Consider the following 16,740-nt stretch of genomic DNA (forward strand, 5'->3'; position numbering starts at 1 on the left):
GGCCAAAGCCGGTTTTTTATATCAATCAAAAGCGAATGCTTTGATTAAGCGCCAAGAATTTCGTTAAATGTGGCACTTGGACGCATCGCAGCAGTTGTTTTAGCTTCATCAGGCAGGTAGTAACCACCGATATCCTGTGGCTTACCTTCTGTATCAACAATTTCACTGATAATGGTATCAATGTTGGCGGCCAGCTTGTCGTAAACAGGACCAAACTTAGCTGCCAGTTCGGCATCTTCAGTTTGCTTCGCCAGCTCTTCTGCCCAGTACATGGCCAGGAAGACGTGGCTGCCACGGTTATCCAGTTCGCCTACTTTACGCAGTGGCGATTTACCGTTGTTAAGCAATGCTTCTGTGGCTTTGTCCAGCGCGGTGGCAATCAGCTTGGCTTTGCTGTTATCGTGTTTGATAGCAACGTCTTCCAGCGATACTGCCAGTGCCAGGAACTCACCCAGTGAATCCCAACGCAAGTGACCTTCTTCAACAAACTGCTGAATGTGCTTAGGTGCTGAACCACCTGCACCAGTTTCGTACAAACCACCACCGGCCATCAGCGGCACGATTGACAACATTTTCGCACTGGTGCCCAGTTCCAGAATTGGGAACAGGTCAGTCAGGTAATCACGTAATACGTTACCGGTTACCGAGATGGTATCCAGACCACGGATAGCACGCTCCATAGAGAAACGGATAGCGCGAACTGGTGACATGATAGAAATTTCCAGACCATCAGTGTCGTGATCTTTCAGGTAATTCTCAACTTTCTTGATCAGCTGTGCATCGTGAGCACGCTCATCGTCCAGCCAGAATACGGCTGGCATACCAGATTGACGGGCACGAGTAACGGCCAGTTTAACCCAGTCCTGGATTGGCGCGTCTTTAGCCTGACACATACGCCAGATATCGCCTTCTTCAACTTCATGCTCGATAAGTACGTTGCCGTCCTGGTCGATAACTTCAACTTTACCGTCAGCATCCATCTCGAAAGTCTTGTCGTGTGAACCGTATTCTTCAGCTTTCTGAGCCATCAGACCTACGTTCGGAACAGTACCCATAGTTGTTGGGTCAAAAGCACCATGCGTTTTACAGAAGTTAATCACTTCCTGATAAATGGTGGCGTAAGTACTTTCCGGGATTACCGCTTTAGTATCGTGCAGTTTTCCATCCGGGCCCCACATCTGACCAGAAGAACGGATCATCGCAGGCATAGACGCGTCAACGATTACGTCACTTGGTACGTGCAGGTTAGAGATACCTTTGTCAGAGTTTACCATTGCCAGCGGTGGGCGGTCGGCATAACACTTGTTGATATCGCGTTGGATTTCAGAACGCTGAGATTCTGGCAGACTGGCAATTTTGTCGTAAACACTGCCCAGACCGTTATTAGGGTTAACGCCTAACTCGTCGAACAGGTCGCCGTATTTTTCAAACAGTTCTTTATAAAAGACTTTTACACAGTGACCGAATACGATGGGGTGAGACACCTTCATCATGGTCGCTTTTACGTGCAGTGAAAACAGAATGCCGGTGTTTTTGGCGTCTTCGATTTGCTCTTCGAAGAACTGACACAAGGCTTTCTTGCTCATGTACATACCGTCGATGACTTCACCAGCCAGTAAGTCAACTTTTGGCTTCAGGGTTTTCTTGCTGCCATCTTTACCGGTAAATTCGATGCTTACATGGCCTTCTTTAGCCACGGTTACCGATTTTTCACCTGAATAGAAATCACCGCCGCGCATGTGCGCTACGTGAGTTTGCGATGCCTGACTCCACTCGCCCATGCTGTGCGGGTGCTTTTTGGCGTAATTCTTAACCGCTGTAGGCGCACGACGGTCTGAGTTACCTTCACGCAATACCGGGTTTACTGCAGAACCCAGTACTTTACCGTAACGTTCACGAACGTCTTTATCTTCGTCACTTTTCGGATCTTCAGGGAACTGCGGTACGTTGAAACCCAGCGCGTTCAGTTCTTTGATTGCAGCACGCAGCTGCGGGATAGAAGCACTGATATTGGGCAGCTTGATGATATTAACTTCTGGATCCTGAGTCAGTTCGCCCAGCTCGTTCAGGGCATCTACAACCTTCTGGTCGTCGGTCAGGTAATCAGGGAAGTGGGCCAGTACACGTGCAGCTAAAGAGATATCACTCACTTCAACTTCGATATCAGCTTCGCTGGCAAAGCGACGAATAATAGGTAAAAACGAATACGTGGCCAACATTGGCGCTTCATCGGTTTTGGTATAAATAATTGTAGACTTACGGTTGGTCATTATGTACCTCAATAGTTGCAGTAGCTGGCTGCGTTTTTTCCATTCAACAAATTCCAGCCGCTTATTTCAGATCATAACGTTCTGACAAGAGACCGGATCTCGTGATTTTCCTGCGTACCTACATGTGTCAACCTGAAGGGAGTATCGATTCACGCACGCAAATACTCAGTATCCACTTTACTGAGTATTTAATTCACTAATTTTACAGGTTGACGCTGGCCATGTAATGCACATGAATCATAAGGTCTTTAGTATAGGGTCAAGCGAACCAGTTACAAGTCATACCTTTGTCTTAATTACGAAAAAACGGTTAATAAATTAGTTTTCATGGGTAATTATTCATCAAAGCGTACAAATTTCCATCACCGCCAGGTTGGCGGTGTGCTTAAACAACAACTTTGATAAACTGTTTACTTAAATGATACCGGCCAGCTTTATTCATGACTTCAACCGTAATCCTGTTCAACAAACCCTATATGGTGCTCTCTCAGTTTACCGACGCCGAGGGCCGCGAAACCCTGAAAGATTATATACAGGTTCCCGATGTCTACGCAGCGGGAAGACTCGATCGCGACTCTGAAGGCCTGCTGGTCCTTACCGATAACGGCAGCCTGCAAAATAAGCTTGCCCATCCGAAAGCCAAAACCAGTAAAACCTATTGGGTACAGGTTGAGGGCGAAGTAACCGATGAAGCCATCAACGCCTTGAGTAAGGGCGTCGAATTAAAAGATGGTATGACCCTGCCAGCCAAAGTACAGCGCATTTCTGAACCTGCAGTGTGGCCCCGCAACCCGCCAATTCGCGAGCGCGCCAGTATCCCCACAACCTGGCTGTCGATTACCATTAGCGAAGGGCGCAACCGACAGGTCCGGCGAATGACGGCTCACGTGGGCAACCCTACCCTGCGACTGATCCGCTACCGGGTAGGCAACTGGACGCTCGATGGCATCGCCAATGGCGAATATGTCAGCCTGCCAGGCCCCCCGGTGAGACCCGCCAGCAAGGTAAATAAACGCCCTGCCCGTCGGACCAGGCCCAAACAACCGCAAAAATCACGTCGAGCGCCTTAAAAAGGCCCTTTTAGAGGTGCCAAAAGTTGCAATTTCTGGTAAACTCCGCGCCCCGTAAATAACATGTGAGTGCACGGTTAACTAATGTCTCAGCTCGCCGATTCGGCCCCCAATAAACAAAAAGTCATCGTCGGTATGTCCGGTGGTGTGGATTCTTCTGTTTCTGCTTATTTGCTTCAGCAACAAGGCTACGAAGTTGAAGGCCTGTTTATGAAGAACTGGGAAGAAGACGACAACGATGAATACTGCGCGGCGGCCGAAGATCTCGCCGATGCTCAGGCCGTTGCCGATAAACTGGGTATTTACCTGCATACCATCAATTTTGCTGCCGAGTACTGGGACAACGTGTTTGAGTACTTTCTGGCCGAATACAAAGCCGGCCGCACGCCCAACCCGGATATCATGTGTAACAAGGAAATTAAGTTTAAAGCGTTCCTTGAGTATGCCGCTGAGGATCTGGGCGCCGATTACATTGCCACCGGCCATTACGTGCGCCGACGCGAAACAAACGGCCACTGGCAAATGCTGCGCGGCCTGGATAACAACAAAGACCAAAGTTACTTTCTGTATACCCTCGGTGAAGAGCATGTAGCTAAAACCCTGTTTCCGGTGGGTGATATCGAAAAGCCGCGGGTGCGGGAAATCGCCGAGCAACAAGGGTTGATTACCGCCGACAAAAAAGACAGCACGGGTATTTGCTTCATCGGTGAACGTAAGTTTAAAGATTTCTTAAGTCAGTACCTGCCGGCCCAACCGGGGATTATTGAAACCGCCGAAGGGGTAGAGATTGGCCAGCATGAAGGGCTGATGTACCACACTCTGGGTCAGCGTAAAGGGTTACACATTGGTGGACTGGCCGAATACGGTGACGACCCCTGGTATGTGGTCGATAAAGACGTCGAACGCAATGTACTGATCGTCGGTCAGGGGGCTAATCACCCTCGCCTGTACTCGGATGGTCTGATTGCCAAGCAATTACACTGGGTTAACCGTACCGCACCAACCGAACCGTTCAGAGCGGCGGTGAAAACCCGTTATCGCCAGCAGGACATTCCCTGCCTGGTTACGCCTGTGGATGGCGATCAGGTGAAAGTCACCTTTGATGAGCCGCAAAAAGCCGTCACCCCTGGACAATCAGCGGTGTTTTATCAGGATGAAGTCTGCCTCGGTGGCGGCATTATTGAGAGTTATCTACGCTAATGTTGGATACAGCCATTGAAAAGCAACTGGGCCTGGCTGGTGTTTGTCAGGCAGCCCGCCTGGTGCAGTCTATTGCTCGCACCGGCGAAGCCGATAAACAAGCGGTAGAAGCCAGCCTGTCGAGTATTCTGGTGACCGATTCAGATACCACTCAACAAGTCTTTGGGCAGTTAGAGAATTTAAAAACCGGTTTTCAGGTCATTGTTGCCCAGTTAGGCGATCATAACTCGAAAAAAGACACTGAAATGACTCGGTACATTGCCAGCATACTGGGGCTGGAACGCAAGCTGGCCCGTAATAGTAAAGCCATGAACGAGCTCGGCGAGCGAATCTCCCATGTGCAACGCCAGCTGGCGCATATGGATTTTGAAAGCCCGCAGATATTATCGTCACTGGCAAGTATCTATTCTGACGTCATCAGTCCGCTGGCGCCTAAAATTCAGATTGCCGGCAATCCCAGTTGCCTGAGCCAGCCGCTTAATCAGCACCGGGTCCGCGCGATATTGCTGGCCGGTGTCCGGGCAGCGGTATTATGGCGGCAACTCGGCGGTCAGCGCCGCCAGATCTTATTTAAACGTAAAGCAATTCTGCGCAGTGCCCAGCAGGCACTGAGATTAATGAACTAATTGAGGAGCAAAAGGTGGAACTATCCCAATTAACGGCAATTTCTCCGGTCGATGGTCGGTATGCCTCTAAAACAGGCGAGTTACGGTCGATTTTTAGCGAGTATGGCCTGCTTAAATACCGGGTTGAAGTTGAAGTAAGATGGTTACAAAAACTGTCTGAACTGGACGGTATCACCGAAGTACCAGACTTTTCTCCTCAGTCGCATAAACTGCTCGACAGTATTGTGGCAGAGTTTTCGGTTGATGATGCCCGTCGTATCAAAGAAATCGAACGCACTACCAACCACGATGTGAAAGCGGTTGAGTACTTCCTGAAAGAAAAAGTGGCTGACAATAGCGAACTGAACGCTATCAGCGAATTTATTCACTTTGCCTGCACCTCGGAAGACATTAACAACCTGTCACACGCCTTAATGTGCACCGAAGCCCGCGACACGGTCATTTTGCCTTACTGCGATCAGCTAATTGGCGCGTTAAAAGACTTAGCCCGCGAATATCGTAGTATTCCCATGATGGCACGTACCCATGGCCAGCCAGCCTCCCCAACTACCATGGGCAAGGAAATGGCGAATGTGGCGGTTCGTTTACAACGTCAGCGCGATCAAATTGCCGCCGTTAGCCTGCTCGGTAAAATCAATGGCGCGGTAGGTAACTACAATGCCCACTTGTCTGCATACCCTGAACTTGACTGGCACACTATTTCTGAAGACTTCGTGACCAGCCTGGGCATTACCTGGAATGCTTTTACCACGCAAATTGAGCCGCACGATTATATTGCCGAACTGTTTGATGCCATCGCGCGTTTCAATACTATCCTGATTGATTTCGACCGTGATGTCTGGGGTTATATTGCTCTGGGTCACTTTAAGCAAAAAACCGTAGCCGGTGAGATTGGCTCGTCAACCATGCCGCATAAAGTAAACCCTATCGACTTTGAAAACTCGGAAGGTAACCTTGGCATTGCTAACGCCATCTTCGATCATCTGGCCGCTAAACTGCCGTTATCTCGCTGGCAGCGTGACCTGACCGACTCTACCGTACTGCGTAACCTGGGTGTTGGCGTAGGCTATGCGGTTATCGCTTATCAGGCAACGCTTAAGGGCATCAGTAAACTGAAAGTGAACGAGCAAAGCCTGCTCAACGAACTGAACAATAACTGGGAATTACTGGCTGAACCTATTCAAACCGTAATGCGCCGCTATGGTATTGAAAAGCCTTACGAGAAACTCAAGGAATTAACCCGAGGCAAAAAAGTAAATGCTGAGGTGATTGCTGAGTTTATTGATAACCTCGAACTCCCGCAAAGTGCTAAAGAGCAGTTGAAACAGCTGTCTCCACAAGCCTACATCGGTGACGCAATCCGTCTGGTAGATCAGTTACTGGGCGAATAAGCGTTTGCTACGCTTGGCAACTCCTACAGTAAGGAGTTGCCATGCTACCGCTTTCAACCACCCTTCCCGCCTCACAGCGAACCGCTGAACAAGTCAGGCTGACGCTCAATTTAACCCTGCTGTTGTTCGCCATAGCCTTGTTGCTGCAACTGCCGGCACTGTATTACTTTGCCCGTCCCGGTTCATGGCAAAGTGCCAACTGGCTGAGTCATTTTCTGGCACTCGTTGCCCTGGGCGTTGCCCAACGGTTGATGAGCCTGAACAGTTTAAAAGTTGCTCTGTTTACCCTCTATTACAGTTATCTCACCTGGGTATTATTGTTGTGGCCCGGTTTATCCAATACGCATTATTACTACTTACTGGCCGTAGTCATTACCGGTTTTGTGTTTACCCGCTCTGAACAACTGGCCCAAACCACAGTCCTGACCGGCGCTTTGTTTTTATTCGCCTTGTTTAGCGTAGTGCATTATCAGCCCCAGCTTGAGTTCGGCTTATTACGCTTGACCAATGATCTTACCCTCGGTGCACTGAGTCTGGGAATTTACCGGGTTCTCCGCCACCAAACGCTTAGCCGCTGGCACGGCTTACGCGGCGCTCATCAGGTGTCAGTATCAACTCTGAGTCAGCTTTTGCCAAAAGATCCAGAACAACCAACCCGGTTCTGGCAACCTGGTAAAACCAGGCGCTATCAGTTCGCCTGCGTATTATTTGCCGACCTCAGTGGCTATACCGCGCTTAACCGCCAGTATGGCGACCGCCTTACTTTAAGCGCCCTGAAAAACCTTTACTCGAATATCGACAAAATGAGTGAGCAGTTTCCAATTGAAAAAATTAAGACCAACGGCGACCAGTATATGGCGGTGAGCAGGTTAAGCAGTGAATTAAACTACCAATGCTGTGAAGACATGTATCGGTTTGCCTGTGCCCTGCACGCCATCATTAATCGCTACAGTAGTAGCCACAAGCTCAATTGTACGGTGCGTATCGGCATTGCCAGCGGTCCGCTCACAGCAGGCATCATCGGTAATCAACGGCCCTATTTTGATATTTGGGGCGAAACCGTCAATCTGGCAGCTTGTCTGGAACAGCAGGCCGACAGCGATTATGTTTCTGCCTGCCCGATTACCATGACACACCTTCCTGACCATCTGGTTGCGACCCAAAAACCCCTGGCCAGTGCCAAACATCCCGACACCCGTTTTTACTATCAGCTTAAAGTCACCGAACAATCGCCAGGATTGGGTTTTAATCATCTGCCAACCCGGTGATAATAGCGCAAACTCTGACTAAGATGATGACTGTGCTTAATTTAGATATTCCGGTTTTTTTACGTGATTACTGGCAGAAAAAGCCCTGTGTACTTCGCAACGCTCTGCCCGATTTTGTCGATTTTATAGATGAGCACGAACTGGCCGGCCTGGCCATGGAGCCTGAACTGGATAGCCGGGTTATCAGTAAGCAGGAACAAGGCTGGTCAATACAGCAAGGGCCGTTTGAGGACTTCGCAGCATGTCAGGGCCAGTGGACCTTACTGGTACAGGGCGTCGACAGATACCTGGATGAAGCCAGTGAGCTCATGGATTGGTTTAATTTTATTCCTAACTGGCGGGTAGACGATCTGATGATCAGTTTTGCCGTGCCCGGTGCCGGAGTCGGCCCACACGTTGATCAGTACGACGTCTTTTTACTCCAGGGTAAAGGCAGCCGGCGCTGGCGGGTTGGCGCTCCTGAAGGCCTGACCACTACGCAACCGGCTAAAGGGCTTTGTCAGGTAGAAACCTTTACGCCTCTGATTGACTGTGAACTTCAGCCCGGAGATATCCTCTACATTCCGCCGGGTTGGCCCCATGATGGCGTTACACTGGCCGACAGCCTGACCTATTCCATAGGCTTTCGCGCACCGGACCAGCCGCAGCTTGGCAACTATCTGGCGGAACATTTACAAACGCTGTCTGCTGCCCCTGAGCGTTATACAGACCCGGCCCTTACACATTCTGACTCCCCCGCAGAAGTGCCCGACCGCCAGCTACAGGCGCTTAAATCCTTACTCCACAGAGCTATCGACGCTAATAGCTTCAGTAAAAGCCTGCTGACTATGTTGAGTGAACAAGGCATAGAGCCGGATACCGGCGAACCGGCAGACAGCCAGTTATTACAAGACTGTCTGGCCAACGACGGCAGACTGGTTAAGTTACCCGGCTGCCGGCCACTGTTAAACGAAACCTTCCCTGACTGCTTATTTATTAACGGTGAAGTGGTTAATTTCTCTGCACAAAATTACCCGATTATGTGCAAACTGGTTGCTCAACCTGACATTGACCGCAGTGATATGGCAGCGGCCCCGGATGAACTGGATATTTTTTGCACATTCACTACACTGGTTAATATGGGGTACTGGGAATTCTGACCTAAAAACGGCAATACAGGTTCAGACGATCCACCGGAGTAGAATGCCGGCACGTTTGCTGGTAGGGCAGAATGGGGGTAAGTATGGCGTATAAAGTACAGCAGGTTCTCTGGCAGGAAGCCTGTGAGCAACTGAAAACTCTGAGAAAAGCGGTATATGTTCTGGAATGGCAATTGCCAGAAACCACCGAATTCGACGAGCTGGACAGCCAGGCCGCTCACGTTTTGTTATTTTGCGACCAAAATACCCCAATCGCTACCGGCCGCCTCACTCCCAGCGGAGAACTGGGGCGAATTGCCGTTTTACCCGGACACCGTACCCTGGCCGTCTACAAGCTACTGTTTGCCGCCCTGCTTAAACAAGCCGAATCGCAAAACCTTAAACAAATTCAGTTACAGTCTGAGCTTACCAGCGTTGAATATCACCGTGCCAAGGGCTTTGAGCCGGTTGGCAAGGCGTTTATGGAAGCCGGTATTCCCATGCAAAAGATGGTGTGTAACCGGCAAAACTTTGATTTCCCCGATGTGCGGCATATTCACTAACGCCCCACCACCCGGTTTAACAGGCTAGCCCCACAGGCCCTCATTTTCCTGCAACAGATAGATTTTCTCTGCCCGGTCAGCCAGCAACTGAGCGTAAGACGTTTGACTGGGATCCTGTTGTTGATTATTTTGCAGCAGGTTTTCAGCCTTGATCTGCCAGCGCATAGAAAAGTATCTCAGCGCGCCGCGTGCATCTTTGGCATTATCGGCCAGTGTGAAATCGGTAGGGACATCACCGGTTAATACCCAGTACATTTTGTTGTCCATGGCTTTAATTTTCCACACCGCGACCAATGGCGCCAGATAACGACATTCCTCGGTGACCACCGTATCAAATAAAACGCCCTCCTGAGCGAGAAACTGATTGGCCTGCTGAAAGGCTTCCCTTGCCCAGGTCTGGATTTGCTCTTCTGTTAGTTGTTCTGTCATAAATTTTTCGTTCTTTTAGTTAGACACTGCAATAGAACTTGCAGCGGGTGTTTTGGTTTAATCTTATCGATGCGGCTAACCTGACTTCGACAGGAATAGCCGCTGGCCATAATGTGTTCCGGTTTATAACGCGCCACCGCCTGCTGCCAGCTCATTTCATAGATACCCAGCGAGTTAGCTTTGTTGACGGCCTCATGGCCGTAGTTGCCCGCCATACCGCAACAGCCTACTTTCACAATGTCAGTTTTTAGTCCCACTCTGGCAAAAATATCCTGCCAGGTTTGCTCCGTTTTCGGCAGCCTGGTTTTTTCGGTGCAATGAGCAAACAGCGCCATCACCGTTTGTTCCTCCGCAGCATCTTCCTGCTGCCACTGCGCAGCAGGCAATGTTGCCAGCCACTCGTGTACGGTATGCACAACAAAGTCGCCGCGCGCCGCGCCCAGTGACTGGTATTCATCGCGATAACACAACACCAGCGGTGTATCCACGCCCACCATAGGCATGTTAAGCGCTGCCACCTGGTTCAAAAAGGCCGCGGTATCCGTTGCCGTGCGGGCAAACTTTTCCAGAAAGCCGGTTACATGCAGGGTTTTACCATTCGGCTTAAACGGCAGTAGTACCGGTGTTTTACCGAGTGCTTTGACCAGCCGGCCAAAATCACTAACTACCTGTGCGTCGTAATAACTGGTAAACGGATCCTGTACAATCAACACATAATTTTCGCGCTCAGAGGCATCAATCCGCTCAAGTTCAGCCAGGTCAAAGGTTTGCATCACCTGCTCTGCCTGTTCATTTAATGTGGGCACAGATAACGCCGGTGCATCCACATAGCCGGCAACCTTTTCTAATAGTGATTTTGCCGCGCCGTTATTCATCAGGGCATTGCTCACCTTAGGCAGTTTTGCCATCAGCGGCGTGAGAGTTTCCACATTGGCCACCAGATGATGCTTAAGCGGGCGCAGGTAGCGCTGATAGTACACGTTTAAAAACTTTGATCGGAACTCCGGCACATCCACTTTTACAGGACACTGACTGCTACAGGATTTACACGCCAGGCAGCCATTCATAGCTTCCAGCACTTCATGGGAAAAATCTTCCGCGTTAGAGCGGGAGTTCTTCCAGCGAGTCAGCCAACTGCTTTTATATTGTCCTTCCATCAACGCCTGATGATCGACGCCCTGGTTTGCCAGCAGGCGCAACCATTCGCGAATTAACCCGGCCCGGCCTTTCGGACTGTGGCGACGGTCGCGGGTAATTTTACTCGAGGGACACATGGGTGATGTGGTGTCATAGTTAAAACACAATCCGTTGCCATTGCAGTCCATGGCAGGCTTAAAGGACTCTTTAAATGCCACCGGGATAGTTCTGTCGAGCGTTGCCCGCTTAGGATCGCTCACCTTCACCAACTCATCGTCACTGTCGATGGGCGTACAGATCTTACCCGGGTTCATTTTATTGGCCGGATCAAAAGCGCCTTTTATTCTGCGCAGTTCAGCAAACAGTGACTCACCGAAAAACGCCGGACCATATTCGCTGCGAAAACCTTTGCCGTGTTCACCCCACATCAGACCGCCGTGTTTAGCCACCAGTGCCACCACTTCATCAGAGATCTGGTGCATCAGTATTTCCTGCTCTGGATCGCACAGGTCAAGCGCCGGGCGCACATGCAGGACACCGGCATCCACATGACCAAACATGCCATATTGCAGGCCATGACCGTCGAGTAACGCACGGAATTCCATAATAAAATCAGCCAGATTTTCGGGTGGTACGCCAGTATCCTCGGCAAAGGCGATAGGCTTTTGGCTGCCCTTGGTGTTGCCCAGTAATCCCACTGACTTTTTACGCATAGCGTATATTTTATTAATGTCGGCACGGTCAAACGTTAACTGATAACCAATAACGCCATATTCGCCTTTTTGCGCCGAAGCGCTCAGCTCTTCTTCTAAGCGGGCTATTCGCTGTTTAATTTCGTCCGGATCGTTACTGTTATACTCCACCATATTCAGACCCAGCATTTCCTTGCCCGGTACATCTTCAATGAGATTAGCGATGGAATGCCAGATAATATCGGTGCGGGCCAGATTCAGTACTTTACTGTCGACGGTTTCCACCGACGTCGCCTGTGCGGCAATCATTCGCGGCGCATGGCGCAAAGCCGACTCGAAGGAGTCATATTTAATATTCACCAGCGCCGTATGCCTGGGAATTTTGGTGAGTGATAATTTCGCTTCAGCAACAAAAACCAGTGAGCCTTCAGAGCCGGTAATCAGACGGCTAACATCAATTAACTGTTTTTCTTCATCAAAGGCATGTTCTAAATCGTAGCCGGTTAAAAACCGGTTCATACGCGGGAATTTGGCCAGAACATCCTGCCTCTTACCTCGGCAGGTATTGAGCACCTGGCGCAGAATTCGCCCATAGGTATCGCTCCGTGAGGCTTGTTCCTCAGCTTCAGCAACTGAAAGTGGCTGGGTTTGCAGTATTTCACCGTTGGCCAGTACCGAGGTTAACGCTAAGACGTGATCACTGGTTTTACCGTACACCAGTGAGCCCTGGCCCGACGCGTCAGTACTGATCATTCCGCCCAGAGTGGCCCGGTTACTGGTGGACAGATCGGGCGAAAAGAAGAAGCCATAAGGCCGTAAGGCATCGTTAAGGGCGTCTTTTACCACCCCGGACTGAACGCGTACCCAGCCTTCCTCCGGGTTAATTTCCAGTACCTTATTCATATGCCGGGACATGTCCACCACAATCCCGTCGGTCAGGCTTTGCCCGTTCGTACCGGTACCACCACCGCGGGCGCTGAATTTTACCTGCGGAAGCTGGTTAGCCAGTTCACCAATAATCTGTAAATCGTTGATCCCTTTGGGATGAACTACCGCTTGCGGTAACTTCTGATACACCGAGTTATCCGTTGCCACAGCCAGACGGCTACCGTAGCTATACTCGATATCGCCTGAAAAAGAAGACTTCTCAAGGCGCTGAAGGTAGGTTCTGTAATCATCAGAAACGGTCGATTCAACTGGTACAACAGGTAAATTCAAAGCTACGCTCTCACTGGTGAATAGGCGGCCAAGTATACCTAGGCTGGGAGTAGGTCTCCACTGTTAGCGGGCGATTTTTTTATCAAAAATTACTTTGCAGGGATTACGTATCCGCTTGCAAATAAATATCACCAGCTATAAGGTCAGGCTATAATAAAGAAAATTAAAGCAGGATTTCTTTCAATGGCACTTACTTCGAACCTTAATCTTTTAGATCGCTCCCTTCGCGGTGTAATAGGGATTTGTGTAACCGCCTTTGCACTGTTCAACGGCGATCTGATTGGTGATGTCTTTATTGAGGTCTTACTGGGGATCTTTGGTTTGCTTAATCTCATTTCGTTAGTTTCCGGCTGGTGTCCGGTCTATCATCTGGCAGGCATTAATACGCGTAAACACTGACAATTACCGCAATACCTATGCAGCAAATTGCCAAAATAAAACAGGACAAAACGGTTAAGCCCCGATTAATCTGGGCTTGTCTGTGTGTGGCTCTGCTGGTTTCCGCCATCTATGTGACGGTATCTTACCGGCTGACAGCCGATATTACAGTGCGCTCTGAACTCAAAGCCATGGCCCATATCACCAGCTTGTTCAGTAACGAACTCAGCCAGGTAAATGACGCATCAGAAGTAGACACCCTGTTAAATGAAGTTTTGCTCTCAGCGGTGAATACCCCTGCATTCATCACCGTCACAACGGCCCAACAACAGTGGCAAAAGAACCTGTTATTAACCCCTACCGAGCGAAGCTCCTTGCTGCAGCTAATCCCCGGGACCGAGGACAATGCTGACCCCATCGAGCTGAACGGCAAGACCTATCTCTGGCAGCGGCATCAAACCGGTCACTATGTGATCACCTTTGTGCAGCAAACCCCGGCGTTAGACATTACCCTTAGCTTTGTTGCCAAGCGGTTACTGGTTACCTCTATCATTGTCTTTTGGATAGCCGTCTGGCTGGCTCTGACGCTGGCCTCGCTTATTGCTAAACGGGCAGAACAAGTCAATGAATCACTGGCTTATATTGCCACACATGACTCACTCACCGGCCTGCCCAACCGCTTGTACCTTATTGAACTACTGGAAAACTCGCTGGGCCCGGCAACCGAAGATACCGACACCCCGGTTGATGAAGGCTGTTTGTTGATTATTGACCTGGATCGGTTTAAAGAGGTTAACGACTCCTTTGGTTACGCCGCAGGTGACACCTTACTGAAAGAAGTAGCCCGGCGCGTGAGCGAATTAATCAATGCCCCGGCGGAACTCATCCGTACCGGCGGCGATGAGTTTTTTATCTGGGCCCCCGGCTACACCATTGAAAAAGCTAAAACACTGTCTTTAGAGATCGTCAATTCCTGTAATTCGCCTATTTTAATAAACGGCCTGACCGTGAATAGCGGCGCCAGTATCGGTATCTCTCACTACCCGAGTCAGGCTGAGAATACGGCCGGGTTAATCGTTTGTGCGGATACCGCCATGCACAAAGCCAAGGCAATGCGCAGCGGCTGGCAGGTTTACGACGACAAGAAAATTGCAGACTATAAAGACATTCTGCAACTGCGCGCTGAGCTCAGCGATGCCCTGGAACAGCAGCAAATAATTTTGTACTACCAACCCAAGGTCGATTTAGCCAGTGGCGAAGTCATCGGAGCGGAAGCCCTCTGTCGTTGGCAGCATCCGCGCCTGGGTTTACTTGGCCCGGCAGAATTCATCGACCTTATAGAACACTCGGGTAAAGTACAGGAGTTTGGCCGGTATATTATTGCTACCGCAGCTGTTCAGGCAAGCCAATGGCACACCGAAGGACTCCTCGTTCCGATTGCCATTAATCTTTCGCCCTACAACCTGCTGGACCCAGGCCTGGCGGATTTTATTGGCGAAACGCTCAAGCGCCATCGGTTACCGCCGCAGTTTATCGAAATGGAACTCACTGAAAACGAAACCTGTATTAATATTGACTATATTCAATCAGCGCTGGCTCAGCTTCGTGAACTGGGCGTTAGTCTGGCGATTGATGATTTTGGAACCGGCATGAGTTCGCTGGCGTATTTATCTGAGTTACGGGTTAACGTGTTAAAAATTGACCGGACCTTTATTTGCGATCTGACTACCAATAAAGGCCATCGGGCTATTATTGCTGCGGCCATCACACTCTCTCAGTCTTTCGGTTGTGACATGGTTGCAGAAGGCGTAGAAACCCAGGAGCAGGCGCGAATGCTCTACGATATGGGATGCCGAGCTGCGCAGGGATTTTTATTTGCGCGCCCTATGCCAGCGCAGGAATTTCACGCTTTATTAAAACAGCAAAAACCTCAATTCAGCGTAACCTGAACCGCCGCTCAAGCGGTGTTATATTTTATTACATTTATGATTTTGTATCCTGGCCAGGACTGGCTAGAATAACAGTATATTATTAGCAGCCATTTGTTCTTAACAATGAAAAAGACCCTCCGATTAAGCCTGGGTGGCTTACTGTTTCTCAGTGGAATTGTCCTTACTTTACTGCCCGGTTCAATTTTGCTGGTCATCGGCGGGCTCATGCTGCTGAGTTATGACTGGCCGAGAGCCCGAAACTGGCTGCGTTTTTTCCAGAATCAAATGACCAGCTCGGCACGTAAACTGGATCGACTGTTATTAAACAGACGCCTGCGCAAGTCACGAGTGCGCTAACCACCTGCTGTGCTACTACATTTCCTCATTAAATAAGATAACAACGCTGCCGCCACTCAGATTGCTGCCGGCATTGACTGATATGCCAATTCCAATAGTGGCCAGCCAGCTATCCGGGCTACTCGTATCAACCAGCCAGCCCACGCCAAACTGATAGTAATGAGAGGTCCCCATAGGCTCTACAGCGTCGCCGGTAAGGTCGATACGACGCAGTAACGTTCTTACCTGAGATTGGCGTCCGTAAAGTTCAGGGGTGTCGAAATGGAAAGTCAGAGTGTTACTAAAGCGCCCGGTTTCCACCGACGTTTGTTGACTCTGGCTATCGGTATGAATAGTGTGACCCAGCGCATGCCGGTACTGTATCTTATAGTCAAAACGCTGGCCAAACAGCGTGCCCCGATAAACCGCATTCACCGCCGGATCAACCATCCAGACCCCATACGATGTATTCAGCAACTGCCCATCCAAAAAGCCTCGCAGCAATAGCAGGGTAGGATCCTGATAGTCAAAATGGTTACGGTAATAGAGATACTGACCACTCATGCTGAGCGTGAATTGCCAGGCTTCAGAAAAGTTATACAGCCAGTTTTTTTCGCCCTAGAGGATAAACGACTCTTTATCAAAGGTATTGATATAATCAGGCTCGTCGTAAATGAGGTCCTGACTGGACCCCACATAAGAAGCCCTTATTCCGTAGCTGGTCTGCCAGTGCTCTGACAATTTTTGAGGCTCAAACGACCACGGTAACGAATAGGTTCGTAGTGATTTTCTCAGCGCAAAAGACTCTTCATTGCCAACATTTAAATCACCAAAATCGGCAAATTCATTCGGATCAAAATCCATCAAAGCCAGCGATATTAAAGAAGAATCTGCGACCACCACGGTCAGTGCGGTATTCTGGGCAACAAACCCGCCAATCAGATCACTGAGAATGTCAGCGCCAGAGGCCTGCTGAGCCTGCACCGCAGCACTCCCCGCACACAATATCCAGCCTGAAATTAACCACTTCACCAGGTATCGCCCACTTTGGTTCATAGTCGTTACTTCCGTGTTATCACACTCGTTCTATATTACCGAATATCTGGCAATAAA

General features: G+C 49.7%; 13 protein-coding genes and 1 pseudogene. 10 read left to right on the forward strand and 4 right to left on the reverse strand.

What is annotated here, in order from left to right; genetic code table 11:
- Positions 1-44 precede the first annotated feature (44 nt).
- Positions 45-2,270, reverse strand: a complete 2,226-nt coding sequence (locus tag AC27IB_RS21320; RefSeq protein WP_296048374.1) for an NADP-dependent isocitrate dehydrogenase — start codon at positions 2,268-2,270, stop codon at positions 45-47.
- Positions 2,271-2,710: 440 nt separating this feature from the next.
- Between AC27IB_RS21320 and AC27IB_RS21325 the strand changes: the two genes are divergently transcribed.
- The 7 genes from AC27IB_RS21325 (at position 2,711) to AC27IB_RS21355 (ending at position 9,506) form a co-directional block, all read left to right on the forward strand.
- Positions 2,711-3,340: a pseudouridine synthase gene (locus AC27IB_RS21325; protein ID WP_487123521.1), complete on the forward strand. Its 630-nt coding sequence runs from the start codon at positions 2,711-2,713 to the stop codon at positions 3,338-3,340.
- An 84-nt stretch (positions 3,341-3,424) separates the two neighbouring features.
- Positions 3,425-4,540 carry a tRNA 2-thiouridine(34) synthase MnmA gene (gene mnmA / locus AC27IB_RS21330; protein ID WP_296048370.1) on the forward strand — a complete coding sequence of 372 codons (1,116 nt, stop codon included), beginning with the start codon at positions 3,425-3,427 and terminating at the stop codon, positions 4,538-4,540.
- Positions 4,540-5,166 carry a high frequency lysogenization protein HflD gene (hflD, locus tag AC27IB_RS21335; RefSeq protein WP_296048367.1) on the forward strand — a complete coding sequence of 209 codons (627 nt, stop codon included), beginning with the start codon at positions 4,540-4,542 and terminating at the stop codon, positions 5,164-5,166. The genes mnmA and hflD overlap by 1 nt, the downstream gene beginning before the upstream one ends.
- A gap of 14 nt (positions 5,167-5,180) precedes the next feature.
- A complete protein-coding gene (gene purB, locus AC27IB_RS21340) occupies positions 5,181-6,557 on the forward strand; it encodes an adenylosuccinate lyase (protein ID WP_487123524.1) in 1,377 nt (458 codons plus the stop codon).
- Positions 6,558-6,598: 41 nt separating this feature from the next.
- The gene (locus tag AC27IB_RS21345) at positions 6,599-7,825 is read left to right on the forward strand and encodes an adenylate/guanylate cyclase domain-containing protein (protein ID WP_487123526.1); all 1,227 of its coding nucleotides are present in this window, start codon (positions 6,599-6,601) and stop codon (positions 7,823-7,825) included.
- A gap of 32 nt (positions 7,826-7,857) precedes the next feature.
- Positions 7,858-8,964, forward strand: coding sequence for a cupin domain-containing protein (locus AC27IB_RS21350; protein ID WP_487123528.1), 1,107 nt, complete (start codon positions 7,858-7,860; stop codon positions 8,962-8,964).
- A gap of 83 nt (positions 8,965-9,047) precedes the next feature.
- Complete coding sequence (locus AC27IB_RS21355; RefSeq protein WP_296048357.1) at positions 9,048-9,506, forward strand: GNAT family N-acetyltransferase; 459 nt, start codon at positions 9,048-9,050, stop codon at positions 9,504-9,506.
- Positions 9,507-9,530: 24 nt separating this feature from the next.
- Here the strand turns inward: AC27IB_RS21355 and AC27IB_RS21360 are convergent, their stop codons facing one another.
- Positions 9,531-9,935: a DUF4826 family protein gene (locus AC27IB_RS21360; RefSeq protein WP_296048354.1), complete on the reverse strand. Its 405-nt coding sequence runs from the start codon at positions 9,933-9,935 to the stop codon at positions 9,531-9,533.
- The gene (gene ydiJ, locus AC27IB_RS21365) at positions 9,932-12,982 is read right to left on the reverse strand and encodes a D-2-hydroxyglutarate dehydrogenase YdiJ (RefSeq protein WP_487123530.1); all 3,051 of its coding nucleotides are present in this window, start codon (positions 12,980-12,982) and stop codon (positions 9,932-9,934) included. The genes AC27IB_RS21360 and ydiJ overlap by 4 nt, the downstream gene beginning before the upstream one ends.
- Positions 12,983-13,165: 183 nt before the next feature.
- On the opposite strand from ydiJ, the gene AC27IB_RS21370 reads away from it, so the two are divergent.
- The 3 genes from AC27IB_RS21370 to AC27IB_RS21380 all read left to right on the forward strand — a co-directional run bounded on the left by AC27IB_RS21370 (position 13,166) and on the right by AC27IB_RS21380 (position 15,648).
- Entirely contained in the window at positions 13,166-13,381 is a 216-nt protein-coding gene (locus tag AC27IB_RS21370; protein ID WP_487123532.1) for a YgaP family membrane protein, read from the forward strand.
- A 17-nt stretch (positions 13,382-13,398) separates the two neighbouring features.
- On the forward strand, positions 13,399-15,309 hold the full coding sequence (locus AC27IB_RS21375) for a putative bifunctional diguanylate cyclase/phosphodiesterase (protein ID WP_487123534.1): 1,911 nt from the start codon (positions 13,399-13,401) through the stop codon (positions 15,307-15,309).
- A 105-nt stretch (positions 15,310-15,414) separates the two neighbouring features.
- A complete protein-coding gene (locus tag AC27IB_RS21380) occupies positions 15,415-15,648 on the forward strand; it encodes a PGPGW domain-containing protein (protein ID WP_296048343.1) in 234 nt (77 codons plus the stop codon).
- A gap of 15 nt (positions 15,649-15,663) precedes the next feature.
- Here the strand turns inward: AC27IB_RS21380 and AC27IB_RS21385 are convergent.
- Positions 15,664-16,683, reverse strand: a pseudogene (locus AC27IB_RS21385) (Solitary outer membrane autotransporter beta-barrel domain).
- Positions 16,684-16,740 lie beyond the last annotated feature (57 nt).

Source organism: Alteromonas sp. 4NH20-0104, from assembly GCF_057547795.1.

What these genes read in the sequence shown, in the direction of transcription:
- AC27IB_RS21325 (WP_487123521.1), top strand. Translation starts at nt 2,711, where the DNA reads ATGACTTCAACCGTAATCCTGTTCAACAAACCCTATATGGTGCTCTCT.
- mnmA (WP_296048370.1), top strand. Translation starts at nt 3,425, where the DNA reads ATGTCTCAGCTCGCCGATTCGGCCCCCAATAAACAAAAAGTCATCGTC.
- AC27IB_RS21375 (WP_487123534.1), top strand. Translation starts at nt 13,399, where the DNA reads ATGCAGCAAATTGCCAAAATAAAACAGGACAAAACGGTTAAGCCCCGA.
- AC27IB_RS21355 (WP_296048357.1), top strand. Translation starts at nt 9,048, where the DNA reads ATGGCGTATAAAGTACAGCAGGTTCTCTGGCAGGAAGCCTGTGAGCAA.
- AC27IB_RS21360 (WP_296048354.1), bottom strand. Translation starts at nt 9,935, where the DNA reads ATGACAGAACAACTAACAGAAGAGCAAATCCAGACCTGGGCAAGGGAA.
- AC27IB_RS21380 (WP_296048343.1), top strand. Translation starts at nt 15,415, where the DNA reads ATGAAAAAGACCCTCCGATTAAGCCTGGGTGGCTTACTGTTTCTCAGT.
- AC27IB_RS21370 (WP_487123532.1), top strand. Translation starts at nt 13,166, where the DNA reads ATGGCACTTACTTCGAACCTTAATCTTTTAGATCGCTCCCTTCGCGGT.
- AC27IB_RS21345 (WP_487123526.1), top strand. Translation starts at nt 6,599, where the DNA reads ATGCTACCGCTTTCAACCACCCTTCCCGCCTCACAGCGAACCGCTGAA.
- AC27IB_RS21320 (WP_296048374.1), bottom strand. Translation starts at nt 2,270, where the DNA reads ATGACCAACCGTAAGTCTACAATTATTTATACCAAAACCGATGAAGCG.
- hflD (WP_296048367.1), top strand. Translation starts at nt 4,540, where the DNA reads ATGTTGGATACAGCCATTGAAAAGCAACTGGGCCTGGCTGGTGTTTGT.